This is a genomic window from Aequorivita lipolytica, assembly GCF_007997135.1.
Lineage (GTDB): Bacteria > Bacteroidota > Bacteroidia > Flavobacteriales > Flavobacteriaceae > Aequorivita > Aequorivita lipolytica.
The window spans coordinates 91,239-105,400 of the sequence record NZ_VORU01000010.1; the positions used below are offsets into that span (position 1 = coordinate 91,239).

At 36.8% G+C, this 14,162-nt stretch carries 11 protein-coding genes and 1 tRNA gene; 4 read left to right on the forward strand and 8 right to left on the reverse strand.

Features of this window, described 5'->3' with window-relative positions; translation table 11 throughout:
- The 3 genes from lolA1 to ribB all read left to right on the forward strand — a co-directional run bounded on the left by lolA1 (position 1) and on the right by ribB (position 3,379).
- The gene (lolA1, locus tag ESV24_RS11725) at positions 1–639 is read left to right on the forward strand and encodes an outer membrane lipoprotein periplasmic chaperone LolA1 (protein ID WP_111816706.1); all 639 of its coding nucleotides are present in this window, start codon (positions 1–3) and stop codon (positions 637–639) included.
- Positions 640–654: 15 nt separating this feature from the next.
- Entirely contained in the window at positions 655–2,103 is a 1,449-nt protein-coding gene (locus ESV24_RS11730) for an LptF/LptG family permease (RefSeq protein WP_111816623.1), read from the forward strand.
- Positions 2,104–2,230: 127 nt separating this feature from the next.
- Positions 2,231–3,379: a 3,4-dihydroxy-2-butanone-4-phosphate synthase gene (gene ribB / locus ESV24_RS11735; protein WP_111816622.1), complete on the forward strand. Its 1,149-nt coding sequence runs from the start codon at positions 2,231–2,233 to the stop codon at positions 3,377–3,379.
- Here the strand turns inward: ribB and ESV24_RS11740 are convergent.
- The 6 genes from ESV24_RS11740 to ESV24_RS11760 all read right to left on the reverse strand — a co-directional run bounded on the left by ESV24_RS11740 (position 3,376) and on the right by ESV24_RS11760 (position 10,472).
- Positions 3,376–4,569 carry a DegT/DnrJ/EryC1/StrS family aminotransferase gene (locus ESV24_RS11740; protein WP_111816620.1) on the reverse strand — a complete coding sequence of 398 codons (1,194 nt, stop codon included), beginning with the start codon at positions 4,567–4,569 and terminating at the stop codon, positions 3,376–3,378. The genes ribB and ESV24_RS11740 overlap by 4 nt on opposite strands.
- Positions 4,570–4,682: 113 nt before the next feature.
- Positions 4,683–5,321 carry an NAD(P)H-dependent oxidoreductase gene (locus ESV24_RS11745; RefSeq protein ID WP_111816619.1) on the reverse strand — a complete coding sequence of 213 codons (639 nt, stop codon included), beginning with the start codon at positions 5,319–5,321 and terminating at the stop codon, positions 4,683–4,685.
- A gap of 228 nt (positions 5,322–5,549) precedes the next feature.
- Positions 5,550–5,939, reverse strand: a complete 390-nt coding sequence (locus ESV24_RS11750) for a hypothetical protein (RefSeq protein WP_111816617.1) — start codon at positions 5,937–5,939, stop codon at positions 5,550–5,552.
- A 29-nt stretch (positions 5,940–5,968) separates the two neighbouring features.
- On the reverse strand, positions 5,969–6,331 hold the full coding sequence (locus tag ESV24_RS11755; protein ID WP_111816616.1) for a DUF4870 domain-containing protein: 363 nt from the start codon (positions 6,329–6,331) through the stop codon (positions 5,969–5,971).
- Positions 6,328–6,465, reverse strand: a complete 138-nt coding sequence (locus ESV24_RS15365; protein WP_170227891.1) for a hypothetical protein — start codon at positions 6,463–6,465, stop codon at positions 6,328–6,330. The genes ESV24_RS11755 and ESV24_RS15365 overlap by 4 nt, the downstream gene beginning before the upstream one ends.
- Positions 6,466–6,581: 116 nt before the next feature.
- Positions 6,582–10,472 (reverse strand): hybrid sensor histidine kinase/response regulator transcription factor, encoded by a 3,891-nt coding sequence (locus ESV24_RS11760; protein WP_111816612.1) that lies wholly within the window; start codon positions 10,470–10,472, stop codon positions 6,582–6,584.
- Between the two features lie 215 nt (positions 10,473–10,687).
- On the opposite strand from ESV24_RS11760, the gene ESV24_RS11765 reads away from it, so the two are divergent.
- Positions 10,688–10,772: transfer RNA gene (locus ESV24_RS11765), tRNA-Ser, on the forward strand.
- 248 nt (positions 10,773–11,020) lie between these two features.
- Here ESV24_RS11765 and ESV24_RS11770 read toward each other — a convergent pair.
- Entirely contained in the window at positions 11,021–13,390 is a 2,370-nt protein-coding gene (locus ESV24_RS11770) for a GumC family protein (RefSeq protein ID WP_111816610.1), read from the reverse strand.
- The gene (locus ESV24_RS11775) at positions 13,390–14,157 is read right to left on the reverse strand and encodes a polysaccharide biosynthesis/export family protein (RefSeq protein ID WP_111816609.1); all 768 of its coding nucleotides are present in this window, start codon (positions 14,155–14,157) and stop codon (positions 13,390–13,392) included. The genes ESV24_RS11770 and ESV24_RS11775 overlap by 1 nt, the downstream gene beginning before the upstream one ends.
- Positions 14,158–14,162: the final 5 nt, after the last annotated feature.

Genomic DNA, 14,162 nt, shown 5'->3' on the forward strand with positions numbered 1-14,162 from the left:
ATGAAGAAACTTAGTATTATTTTAATCGCTTTTTTTATAACAACACTTTCGCAGGCTCAGGATGCAAAATCTTTGCTAAAGGAGGTTTCGGCAAAAGCCAAAAGCTACGATAACATCGCTATCGATTTCAAATACAATTTGAGCAATTCCAAAGAAAACGTAAGTCAAGAAACCCGAGGCGATGTTACGCTTCAGGGCGATAAGTACGTTTTAAATATGCTTGGAACTACCCGTATTTTTGATGGAAAAAACATTTACACTATCGTTCCTGAGGACGAAGAAGTAACCATTTCGGCATATAATGCAAAAGATGATAAAGAAATTACACCCTCAAAAATGCTCACTTTTTATGAAAAAGGCTATAACTATAAAATGGACATAGAGCAAAACGTGAAGGGTAGAAAGATTCAGTATGTAAAGCTTATACCGATCGATTCAAAAGCCGAGATTAAAGATATTCTGTTGGGCATAGACGTGCAGACGAAACATATTTACAAGCTAATCCAAACAGATGCGAAAGGCACTAAATACACGCTTACCGTAAATTCATTCAAAACAAATCAACCTGTTTCCAAAACCTTGTTTACTTTTGACGAGGCAAAATATAAAAAAGACGGTTATTACATAAACAAGTTGTAACCACCCCACCCGCAAGTGAAAATACTGGACAGGTATATATTGTTAAGTTATTTGAAGACGTTTGTAAGCGTCTTCATTATTTTAATGTTCATATTTGTTCTGCAGACCATTTGGCTCTACATATCTGAACTGGCAGGAAAAGACTTGGATGTTTGGATAGTGCTTAAATTTCTTTGGTATGTTTCCCCACGATTGATTCCTTTGGTCCTTCCGCTCACTATTTTGGTTACTTCATTGATGGTTTTCGGAAGCTTTGCTGAAAAGTATGAATTTGCCGCGATGAAATCTACTGGAATCTCATTGCAGCGAGCCATGGGAAGCGTAATAGGTTTCATTATTTTGCTTTCAATTACCGCATTCTTTTTCGCTAATAACGTTATACCCTATTCCGAATATAAATGGCAGAACTTGCGACGAAACATTTCGCAATTTCAGCCTTCTATGGTAATTTCTGAGGGACAATTCAGCCAAATTGGAGATATGTTCAACATAAAAGTGGAAGAGAAAAGTGGCGATCGTGATCAATATTTAAAAGATGTAATAATTCATAAAAAAAATGAATCGAAACCAAACGGAAATTTTACCGTTATAATCGCAGATAATGGAGAGCTGGCCAGCGAAGAAGGCAGCAATACGCTTTCCTTGATTTTGAAGGAAGGGAATTACTACGAAGAAATCCAAACTAAAAGTGCTGCAAAACAAATAAAAAGCCCTTTTGCCAAAAGTTATTTTGAGACCTATGCTATTAACATAGACCTTACTGAGCTAAACGCTAAGGATGTGGATAAAGAGAATAACCTGAACAACCAGAATATGTACAATATCAGTGAACTTCGGGTTGAAATTGATTCACTTTCCGATAGTTATTCCAAAGATATTGCCTCTTACACTAAAAATATGTACTACCGTAGTGGTGTAGAAAAATTTCAGGACTACAAAATTGCAGACTCTACCAAACCTCAGTCCATTAATACAATTCTTGAAATCTATAATCCTGTACACCAACTTCAAATAGTGAAGCTCGCGTTAAACAACGCAAAAGGCACATTACAAACTGTAGATGCTAAAAAAGTTGAATTTAACCAAAAAGTAGAACGGCTTAACAAAACAGAAATAGCACTACACGACAAGTACGTTTTAGGAATAGCCTGCATTATATTATTTTTTGTGGGTGCACCGCTCGGGGCAATTATACGCAAAGGGGGCATGGGGCTGCCATTGGTAGTTGCAGTATTACTATTTTTAACATACCACTTTATAGGAATTTTCGCAAAAAACAGCGCCGAAGATGGCACGATGCATCCTTTTATAGCCACTTGGATAAGTACTGCTATTATGCTTCCGCTTAGTGTTTGGCTCACTTATCGTGCAACCACAGACCAAGGAATTTTTGATTTTGATTCTTTTTTACAAAGGATTGGACGATGGTTAGGAATAAAAAAGAAAAAGAAAGAAAAAAAATAGGTTGCTATTATTCGGAAAGAAAATTGTTGAGATTTTATTACAATCTATTATAATTAATACTTCGCTAAAATCTTTTGGCAAATAACAAAACTACATTTTATACCTTTGCACTACATTTTTTAAAGCTATGATTTCCACAGAAAAAGAAAGTTCCGTTCAACTCAACACTATTGAAGAAGCCATTGAAGATATTCTCAATGGAAAGATAATCATTGTAGTTGATGATGAAAACCGGGAAAACGAGGGAGACTTTATTGCCGCAGCTGAAATGGTTACGCCAGAGATGATCAATTTTATGGCTACGCACGGCAGAGGGCTTATCTGTGCACCACTAACCGAAGAACGTTGCAACCTCCTTGATTTAAATATGATGGTGGAAAACAACACCGTACTACACCACACGCAGTTTACAGTTTCTGTAGATTTGATTGGCCACGGTTGCACCACGGGAATTTCGGTGCACGACCGTTCAAAAACCATAAAAGCTCTTGTAAATGATGAAACCAAAGCTTCAGATTTGGGAAGACCAGGGCATATTTTTCCTTTACGTGCAAAAGAAGGTGGCGTTTTAAGAAGAACCGGCCACACAGAAGCTGCCATAGATTTGGCACGGTTAGCAGGATTGAAACCAGCTGGGATTTTAGTTGAAATTTTAAATGAAGACGGAACTATGGCGCGGCTTCCACAATTAATGAAAGTTGCTAAAAAGTTTGATCTAAAACTTATTTCCATTGAAGATTTGGTGAAATACAGAATGGAGCACGATTCCTTGATTGAAAAAAAGGAAGATTTCAAAATCAATACAAAATTTGGAGATTTTAGACTTCGTGCTTACAAGCAAACTACAAACGATCAAATTCATATAGCGCTTACGAAAGGTAGTTGGAGAGAAAATGAACCTGTCTTGGTTCGAGTAAATGCAACTTTGGTGAATGGCGATATATTGGGAACACTAACGAATAATGCCGAGCAAAAGCTTGACGATATGTTTAACGTTATCAATAATGAAGGAAAAGGCGCCATTGTTTTTATAAACCAACAAAGTCAATCTTTAAATCTTTTGAATCGCTTAAAAGAACTGAAAGAAGCTCAAAAACCTAATGAAATTGCGAAAGCGACACGTATTGAAATGGACAGCAAAGATTTCGGGATTGGGGCACAAATTCTGCACGATTTGGGAATCCACAAAATTCGCTTGGTCTCAAACAGCGAGCAGACAAAACGCGTTGGAATGATTGGTTATGGTTTGGAAATTAAGGAGTATGTTAGTTATTAAAGCATCGAAGCTATCGCCATTTTCATAGCTTCTGCCCTATCCCTAACCTGCTTTTCAGTCCAGCCAATTTTTATTAAGGAAGAAATCGTGCGGCTCATAATAGCATCACTTTTTGAAAAATCTGTATTGTTAAAATCCTGCATCTGGTTTTTCACTTCGGAAGAAAGATTTCCCAAGGATTTTAAATTTTTTAAATGCTCCCAGCCATTTATGTAGTGCCAGTTATTGGTGTACCAATAAAAACAGGCATCTACACCTGCTTCAGATAAAGCTTTGTGTGCTTTTTTGGTCAATTCCTCCGTAGGAAGGAAGAAATTTAGGAAGGAATAATTTTCCTCTCCGCCTTTAGGAACTCTTCTGAAAGTAACGCCTTCAATAGTTTCTAAAGTTTCACGAAGAATGGTGTAGTTTTCTTTCTGAATTTTTAAAATTCCATCCAACTTGTCCAATTGCGCCAAACCAACAGCAGCATTCAATTCAGAAATTCTGAAATTATAGCCTAAAAAAGGGTGCGTTTCCGCCCCGCGATCATTGCCCACGTGGTCGTGGCCGTGGTCTTGGTAATGGTCTGCATTTAGTGCATATTTTTCATTATTGGTGATAACACCACCCCCTTCACCGCAGGTAATGGTTTTTACAAAATCGAAAGAAAAACAACCCAAATCGCCATAGCTTCCCAAAGGTTTTCCTTCGTAAGTTCCGCCAATGGCTTGGCAAGCATCTTCTAAAAGAATTAAATTATGTTTTTTGCATATTGCTTTCAAAGCTCTCAAATCTGCCATAGAGCCGCACATATGTACGGGCATTACGCATTTGGTTTTTGAAGTGATTGCTGCTTCCACAGCTTTTGGATCCAGCGTTAAAGTATCATCAATATCTACCAGAATTGGAATTGCGCCCAAAGCCAAAATAGATTCAAAACTCGCTACAAAGGTGAAGGTTGGCATTATAACCTCATCACCCGCGCCAATGCCTGCGGAAGCCAATGCAACCGTTAAAGCAGCTGTTCCGCTGGAAACTAGTTGGCAATATTCAGCACCCATTCGTTTAGCGAACGCTATTTCAAATTCTTTTGCTTTCCAGTGATTGTGGCGCATACCGTCAAAACCGTAGCGCATTAAAATGCCAGTTTCTAAAACGTCGTTTACTTGTTTGCGCTCTTCAGCGCCAAAAATTTCAAATCCGGGCATTTTTTATTGTTTATTGTTATTCTTTATTTTTTATTGGGTCTTTACTGAAGATGATTGCCAAAGGTAAGAGTTGCGTGTTCAGCTCAAAAGTATGTGGAATGAATTTTAAAAAATCAATTCACTTCAATAATAAGTTCATCAACGCCACGACGCACTTTTTTAAGATCTTTAAAAAAATCTGATTCGTCGCGATAGCCTACGGGAAGTGCGATTACAGATTCCAATCCTCTTTTGTCAAGACCAATAAGTTTGTCGTATTTTTTGGGTTCAAAACCCTCCATTGGGCAAGCGTCTATCTCTTCAACAGCACAAACGGTTAAAAGGGCTCCAAGTGTTAAATAAAGTTGGTTAACCATCCAATCCTTTATTTCTTCACTATTTTTTTCGGTGAAGGAAGCAATTAAGTTTTTCTCGAAAGGCTCTAAAATCTTTCGCGGCGTATTTCGCTGTCCTTCTACCCTTTTGAAATGTTCTAGAATGAAGTTTTCATTAATGTTTTTTTCAACACACAATATTAAAACGTGCGAAGCATCACGAACCTGTGGCTGATTGTACGTAAGCGGCATCAGCTTAGTTTTCAATTCGGAATTGCTAATCACTACCAATTTTAAAGGTTGCAAACCATACGAAGTTGCCGTGAGGTTAAAAGTTTCCTTTAATATATTCAGCTTTTCTTCGGAAAGTATTTTAGAGGAATCGAACGTTTTTGTTGCGTAACGCCATTGCAATTTTTCAATTGTTCTTGAAGCCATTTTAAAAATGAATTAATATTGGCTACAAAAATAGCGATAAAAGTTTGGAACTTTTACCGCTATCCTTTTGCTACTAATTCAACAATTAAAACTTACTTAACACCACCCAAGTTTAGTTCCGAAACTATTTGGTTATACTAAGATTAAAAAGGAAAAGGCGATTTTTATATAGTATTTAGGTTTCATTTTTCCTTTTGCGAATTAATAATTATTAATGGACAAACATAATCAACCACCACCGAAAATCTCTTCACAACGGTTCCATATACTTACCATATCCTCATGCAAATCCTGAGTTCTCTCACTAATGCGCACGTTAAAACTTACTTTTTCCTCTAATGTACACCCCTCTCGATCGGTATATTTGGTTCGGTCATCTAATAATAGGTCAAAATAAGTTTGCGTTGCGAGCTGCCTATTCAAACAAGCTTCTAAGGACTGATCATTACCATCGCTATCTGGTTCAAGCATTAATTTCTGGTACTCATCCTCTAACTCATCTAATTCGTTTTCAACGGTCACTGCACAATCAGATTTTCCAAGTTTTTCAACTTCATCTTCAATACAACTTATAGAGAGGGTCATAACTGCTAATAATAATAGTATTTTAGTTTTCATAATTTTTAAATTTATAAGGTTGTATTTTTTTAAATATTCTTAAACCACTCTTCATATTTTTTACCCAAAAGTGGTACCGGGCTTTCTTTCTCATTGATGGCGTTCATTAAGCCAATTACCCACATATAGACCATTACAAAAAAGCCGAGTATGTTGATTATCCATCCCAAGATGGGTATCATTCCAATGGCTCCCAAAACCAATCCTGTAAGCGCAAGGCCTAATGATTGCCGAATATGGTATTGGGCAAATTCATTTTTCTTTTCACCGTTCATTACGAAAGCGACAAGTAAGCCTATGAAGGTTATATAAGCTATAATTGCTATATTTTTTCCTTCAGTTTTGGAAATGGTAGCTTCGGTAGGAGTTGTTTTTGTTTCTGCAGTTTTCATTTTTTTAAAATTTTAATGGATTTCAACACTTTATTGTGCAAAAGGATTTTCAATTCATATTTACCCTCTTTAAGATGATCGATGCTCATATAAATTACATCGTCTTTCTTATTGCTATCAGTGGAATTTTTCATTGATAAACCTTTTATGGTTAACAAATTTACAGGGAAAGAAAAATGTTTAATAGTAGAAATGTTCCAAAACATAGAAGATATGTTTCAGAGTTTCGGAATACGCACAAATAGCTGTATTATAGGTTCTTTTCGATATATTCGTTTGGGGTGCAGTTATAAGTTTCCTTAAAACATTTACTGAAATAAGAAGGCGTATTAAACCCAACTTGATACGCTATTTCTGAAATTGAAGTGTCCGATTCCTCAAGCAAACGAATAGCAAGTTTCAACCGTTGCGAACGTATAAACTCACTGGCAGACATTCCCGTAATAGCCTTCAGTTTTCGGTGCAATTGTGTACGGCTCATCAGCATAATTTTACTAAAACGGTCACTTGTGAATTCAGGATCTGTTATGTGTTCATCCAATACCGTTTGCAAGCGTTTTAAAAAATCACTTTCGGCAGAAGTTATTGCCAATTCGGGATTAATGCTGAGCGTTTTACTGAAATGCTTTTGAAGTTTTCTTCTATTTTCAATAAGTTTTTCAACCCTGACTTTCAGTTTTTCACTGCTGAAAGGTTTGGTTACATATCCATCAGCACCTGTTTTTATGCCTTCAATTTCGCTCTCCTCACCCACTTTTGCGGTGAGAAGGATTATGGGAATATGACTTGTAAGTTCATTTGCTTTAAGGGTATTACAAAGCTGAATACCGTTAACTTCAGGCATCATAATATCACTGACAATCAAATCTGGCATTTCTTTTATTGCTTTTTCGATTCCTATCTTACCGTTCTCTGCTTGAAATATTTGATAATTATGCTTAAATATTGAAATAATAAAGGCCCGGATATCGGGTTCGTCCTCAACAATTAATATAATAGCTTTATCTTTAGCTGAAACACTTTCAAATTTGTCTTCCGCAGAATATGTAGTTCTATTTTTTTCTACTGAAATTATTTCGGCATCTTCAAAGGCATCCCTATTTATAGGTAGCGAAACAGTAAACTGAATTTTGTCATCATCAATATTATTAGCAACAATGGATCCTTTTGAAAGTGTTACCAATTCCCTCACCAATGCCAAACCAACCCCCACGCCTTCCGAAAGTTTATTGTCCTGGTAAAAACGCTGAAAAAGTTTGCTTAAATCCTTTTTCCCAACATTATCGCTTTTATTGATTACTGAAAGAACCAAAACTCCCTCTTGATTGTTCGCATCAAACACAATCGTACTGCGCTTCGGTGAATATTTTATAGCATTGGATAAAAGATTTGAAGTTATCTTTTCAATAACATCTTTATCAAACCAAACACTTTTTAAATTGTTTATATTGCTCAAAATAGTTATCTGTTTTTCGGCAGCTTTGTACTGAAAGGCACTAATAAGTTGTTTGAGCAAAACTGAAAGGTTTCCTTGCTTAATTGCCAATATTCGCTGACCGGAATCTATCATAGACAATTCGAGCATTTGATCTACCAAACTCACCAGCCTGTCTGCATTTTGTTTTACCAGCGACAGTTCTTTTTTATCTTCTTTTGAAATTTTTGCTTTTGCAAGTTGATTCTCTATTGGTCCAGAAATAAGCGTTAAAGGAGTTCGAAATTCGTGCGAAATATTTGTGTAGAGTTTCGTTTTGAGCTCATCCACCTTTTTAAGCCTTGCCGTTTCTTCGAGCTTCAATCGCAACTGGGTTTTAATCTCCCAGCGCCATTTTAGATATCGGTAAAGATAAAATGCGAATAAAAGAAAGAGCACTGCGTACATTGCTTTTGCCAAATTGGTAGCGTACCAAGGTTTCAAAATTGTGAATGAGTAGGTTGCCGGTTCCGTATTCCAAACGCCGTCATAGTTACTGGAAATAACCTGAAACTCATAGTCATTGGGCGGTAGGTTTGTGTAATGCGCAAGGTTGATGTTTCCCGCGGCAATCCAATTGGCATCGTTGTTTACTAGTTTATACTTGTATTGGTTGCGCTCGGGTTGTGAAAAATGCAGGGACGAAAATGTGAAAGTTACTGTGTTTTCATTGTATTTAAGATTTTGTTTTGGTGTAAGCTTTCGGTCTTTATTGAACACTTCAAAACCTGAAATTATTGTTTTTGGCTTTACGGGATTAAACGATAATTGGTTTGGATTAAACCAATTAATCCCTTCCAATCCGCCGAAATACAGCATGCCATTCTCGTCTTTAAAATAAGCGCCCGTATTAAATTCGAAAGCTTGCAAACCGTCGTAATTGCTGTAATTATCTATTACCGAAATGGTGTTATTTTTAAATTTTAGTTTCGAGATACCTTTATTGCTACTTATCCATAAATAATCTTCAGCGTCTGGAAGAATTCCGTAAACTACATTGTTTGGCAAACCATTTGCCATTGTGAATTTTTGAATGTTTTTATCCTCTGGATTGTAAATTTGTAGCCCATCTCCGTTGGTCCCGATTAAAAGAAGCGAGCCATCAAAGTATAATGATTTCACATTACTGCTTACATCTTCTACATTTTCAAGAGCACTGTTTTGAATATTGAGCTTAAAAATGCCGTCGGTTTCCGTGCCAATCCAAAGTTCTTTTTTGCTTCCCTGTTCAATAGTTCTAATATTATTTGTGGTGAGCTTTGAATTTTCTGTTGTGAATTTTTGAATAATCCCTTTGTTTCTATCAAATTGAATTAGGCCGTGATCCCTTGTGCAAAGCCAGAATAAGCCATTTTCATCTTTATAGATCTTCCAAATAGTGAATGAGGCAGTTTCATTAAACGAAGTAAATTTTCCATTGGCATCCATAAGCTGCAAACCGTGGGTTTGATGGCCTATCCAAAGCATTCCGTCGTCAAACAACAAGCTCATAATTCTGTCTCCCAAAAGACCCGAATTTTGAGTGGTGTAGGTGTGAAAATCCTGTTTGTCAATATTTAAACGGGTCAATCCCTTTCCCGAGGTGCCTACCCAAATATTTTTTTCGGCATCTTTTGTAATCGCTCTAATAACGTCCACATTCACATTCAATGGCACTTGATCGTTTGTAAGCACATTAAATTTCACCAAGTATTGGTCATAATAACTAAGCCCAGTACCGTCAGTGCCCAGCCAAATTGTTCCTGTATTGTCTTCAAACAAAGACAGCACATCGTTGTAATGTAGGGCATAAGGATTGTTTTTATCCTCGGTAAAATTTTGAATAGTTTTCCTTTCAAAATTTATCAAATAAACACCTCGTCCGTAAGTGGCAATCCACAGTTGGTTTCGTCTATCCACTAAAAGGTCTTGAATAATTAAATTCACGGGTATTTCGGCATCATAAAAACCATTGAACTGTTGAAAATCTGATTCGTTGGGATGCTTAATAAAAAGTCCTTTTCCGTAGCTTCCCAGGTAAAGAATATTGTTTTTGGATTGTGAAATAGCACTAAAATTAGTTTCGGGCATAATTTCCCGAAAAATATATTTATCGTTATTTATTTCTAAAAACCCATTGTTTGTAGTCGCTAAAATGGTTTTGCCATTTGTTTCTAGGAAACCATAAATTGAACGCTTGGAATCTTTCGGTTTTAAAAATTGAATAGTATCATTTGCTTTATAATTAACCTTATAAATACCATTTCCGTAGGTTCCCAAATAGAGATTGAAGGTTTCATTTTGAATAAGCGTGCTTACATTATTAACAGCTGAGATGGTTTTGAAAGCATTGTTCTCAAGATTGTATTTTTGCAACTTTCCAGAATTTGAAACAATCCATAATTCACCATTTTTAGCTACGTATATTTTACCCAGCTTGCTATAGGTGGGGCGGGTTACGTCCTCAAACTGAATATCGAAATGTATAAAATTGCGGCCGTCATATTTATTGAGTCCATCCTGCGTTGCAAACCACATAAACCCAATGCTGTCCTGTGCAATACTGACGACGCTGTTTTGCGACAATCCCTGCTCAACGGTAAGCTCACGAAACGCTACTTGTTTATTGCTCTGTGAGAAGGCAACCAAGGAAAGCAAATAAAAAATAAGGAACTTTAGGGATTTCATTTAGAGTTGGTTGGCTACTTAAATATACTAAAAAAATTACAGTCGAAATTATTGCCATCCATATTTGCTTTGTCCCAACATTTACAATGCTTTTAAACAAATTTTTACAGGACTATTTTTGATGAATAAAAACATCAAAAAAGCAATAGGATATTTCAAAAAGCTTTTTATATTTGCACACTCTTAAGCAAAATGCTTAGGTAACGCATACCACTGGAGAAATGGCAGAGTGGTCGAATGCGGCAGTCTTGAAAACTGTTGAGGGTCACACCTCCGGGGGTTCGAATCCCTCTTTCTCCGCAAAAAGCCCCGTAATCGAAACGATTACGGGGCTTTGTTTTTGCAGTTGACAGTTCGGGCTATTTTACATGCATCCCAAATCTTTATATTTCAATACAAATTCTATAATTCGCTCATTATCCTTAGAATGTGGATTTAAGCTCATATTTTTTAAATGATAAATTGCTTCTGTAGAAACCAATCCTTTTTAATTTTTAATCCAAAAATTTTTTAGAATAATTCAAAAATCAAATGTCAATAAAAATCCATTAACCAAATAAAGTCCGAAACCAAGGTTTGGATTTTGCCTTTATGTTTTGTCCATAGCCATAGCCATAGCCATAATTGTAGCCGGTAACATTCTGTTGTGACACATCATTAATAACGTAGGCCATCTTTCTAAGTTTTTTGGTGGCATTCAGATCCTTTGAAAATTCCAATAAATGTTTTTCAGTAAAATCAGCACGTACTACAAATAAAGTGAGATCTGCATATTTTGATATCAACATTGTGTCCGCTACCAGCATGGTAGGGGCAGTATCCACTATAACATAATCATACTGTTTCTTTGCTTTTTTAAGGAATTCCTCAAAATTATGGTTCGAAAAAAGTTCAGGAGCATTTGGAGGAATTGGGCCACCGAGGCAAACATCTAAATAGTCATTATTACCGAGCCCATTTTGAATGCAACTTTGTAAATCCAAATCTGGATTATGTAAATAATTCGAAAGCCCAACCACGTTTTTCTCCTTTTTGAAATAATGGTGTAGAGTAGGGTTTCTCAAATCGGCCCCAATAAGCAATACTCGTTTTTTCAAGCTGGCAAAGGCCAAAGACAAATTAACGGACATTAACGTTTTTCCTTCCCCTTTAACTGTCGAGGTAACATATATTACGTGACCAAAACCATCCTCTTTTTTTTGCAATAGATAGTTAACATTGGTACTCAAAATCCTAAAGGACTCTGCCAGTACAGAATGGTCATTGGCTTCAATTAGGGTTTTGGTATCTTCTATTCTTGGTATCTCGGTGAGTATGGGGATCACAGAATTCAGTTTTTCTACATCAAGGCGATTATGGACTTTTGTGTCCAAAGAAAATTTTGTGTAAAGAACCACGAACGGCAACAACAATCCTACAAGCAGGAACATGCCCAACGTTTTATTTCTATTGGGGGAAACTGGGGTGTTGCTGGAAAGGGCATAATCCACAACCTTTATTGATGGCGCGGTTACAGCAAGGTTTATGGCGGCCTCTTCCCTTTTCTGCAAAAGAAGAAGAAAAAGATTTTCTTTAATGCCCTGTTGGCGCTCAATGGAACGCAATATTTGTTCCTTTTCCGGCAGGCTGGAATACTTGGCTCCTGCAATTGATCTTTCCATACCCAGCTGGCCCAAAGAAACTTTCAATTGGTTTTGATACATATTTACCGTTTGAATAACGTTCTGCTTTCCCTGTTCTAATTGCCCTGAAAGCGCTTGTAGTGTTGGATTGTTTTTACCGGCACTTGCCAAAAGTTTTTCACGTTCCTGAACTATTTTGTTGTAATCAGTTACCAAATTGTTTATACCGGAATTGTCCAAACCAATGTCAGCAGGTAATAAAGAGAAATCTTTTTCTTCGGTAATGGTTTGCTTTAACAATCGGGATAACGCAATTTGAGTCTGTAGTTTAAAGACCTCATCTTCTGCCACAGATTTCTTTTCGAGTGTCACCCCGGCATCAGCCTCTATATAGGCTAGGTTGTTGTTTTGTTTAAAAGTCTTTTTCGATCCCTCAATGGAATCCAACTCCTGAGTTAAATAAACAAACCTGTTGTCAATAAAATTCACGGTTCGTTCAGACACCAACCGTCTATCCAAAATACCATCTTTGTTAAATTTTTCAATTAAAGTATTAAGAATTGCTTCAGACCGTGCAGTATTTTCGCCTACAAGGGACAAAGTAAGTATGTCGCCAACACGATTTGTGGGCTGAATGTCAATGGCGTTAGTCAGTTGGATTATAGCCTGTTTTTTAGATTTAAGGACAATCTCGAAGCTACGGTCTTTATAATCGCTTAGTTTTTCCATTCCCGTGAAATTTATAGTAAATGGCAGAGTGGAAACCGTATCCTTTTCATATAGGTCTATGGTGGTTGTTTTATTAGATCCATCCGTAATTTTAAGTTTTGAAGACTGGATCTCAAGATAATAGGAACCCGTAATATCCAAACTATCTGCCATTGGCTTTTTAATGACAACAAACGGATTGCCCCAGGTTTCATACGTTTTTACGTTCCCTACTTCGTTTACGGTAACATCAAGATTCAGGGCTTCGACCACTTCACTGAGCAATCTGTAGGATTTTAATACCTCTATTTGGTTTTCAAGATTGATGGCAGATTGATTTCCCAATAAAGAGATCGACGCTTCCGAGGCTATATTTAGTTCGGGGGAATCGTCAATAATTTTTATTTTGGCGATAGTATTATAGTTAACCGGAGTATAACGAAGGTAAATATAGCCACCTACCAAAGCTATGACCGCAGCAATCACAAACCAGGGCCAATACCTAAGATATTTTAAAATCTTTACTTTTAGGTTTAACCGCTGCTGGTCTTTTTTTTGAATCAAGATATCTTTTTTGTTTTTTGCCATTATCGTGTAAGTAAAACTGTTACAGTTAAAACTAATGACAATATGGTCAAAAGAACGCCAACATTGCCCACTAGTCCAGCACTTTTAACTTTGGCCTCATTGGGATTTATTACTATAAAATCATTGGGTTTTATATAGAAATAAGGGGTATTGAACCAGTCTGTGCTGGTAAGGTCCAAATGCTGTATTTTGCGTATGCCATTTTCTTCCCTTATCAATAGTACATCTTTCCGTTCTCCATTTATTGTAAGATCTCCTGCAAAGCCAAGTGCCTGGGGAAGGGTAATATTCTGCTCTGTAAAGGAATAAGTGCCTGGTCTGGCCACTTCGCCCAATACGGTAACTTTCGCATTTAATATACGTACGCTTATGGTAGGCTCTTTTAGATGGCCTCCTTTTTCCAATAGTTCCTTTATTCCTTGCTCAAGTTCCTTTGTTGTTCTTTCCGCAACGTCAAGTGTGCCAAGCACAGGAAAAGTTATAGAACCATCCTCCCCTACCAAATAGCCCTGCAATTTTAGAAGATCAATATTGCTATTACCGGCAGAGCCTGCCACCGTTATATTGTAAGGCGCAGCGGTTTCCTGAACCAAGGCACTCACGGTGATGTTCAAAATGTCATTGGGTTGGATTTTTACAGGTTCATAATAGATTTCTTGGGGGATGTAATAATCCGCATCCTGAAAATACAAAATCTCTTTTTTACTGGCGCACGAACTGAATACCAATACCAATGAAACTAAAATTAGAATATTTCTTTTTATCATAGCGA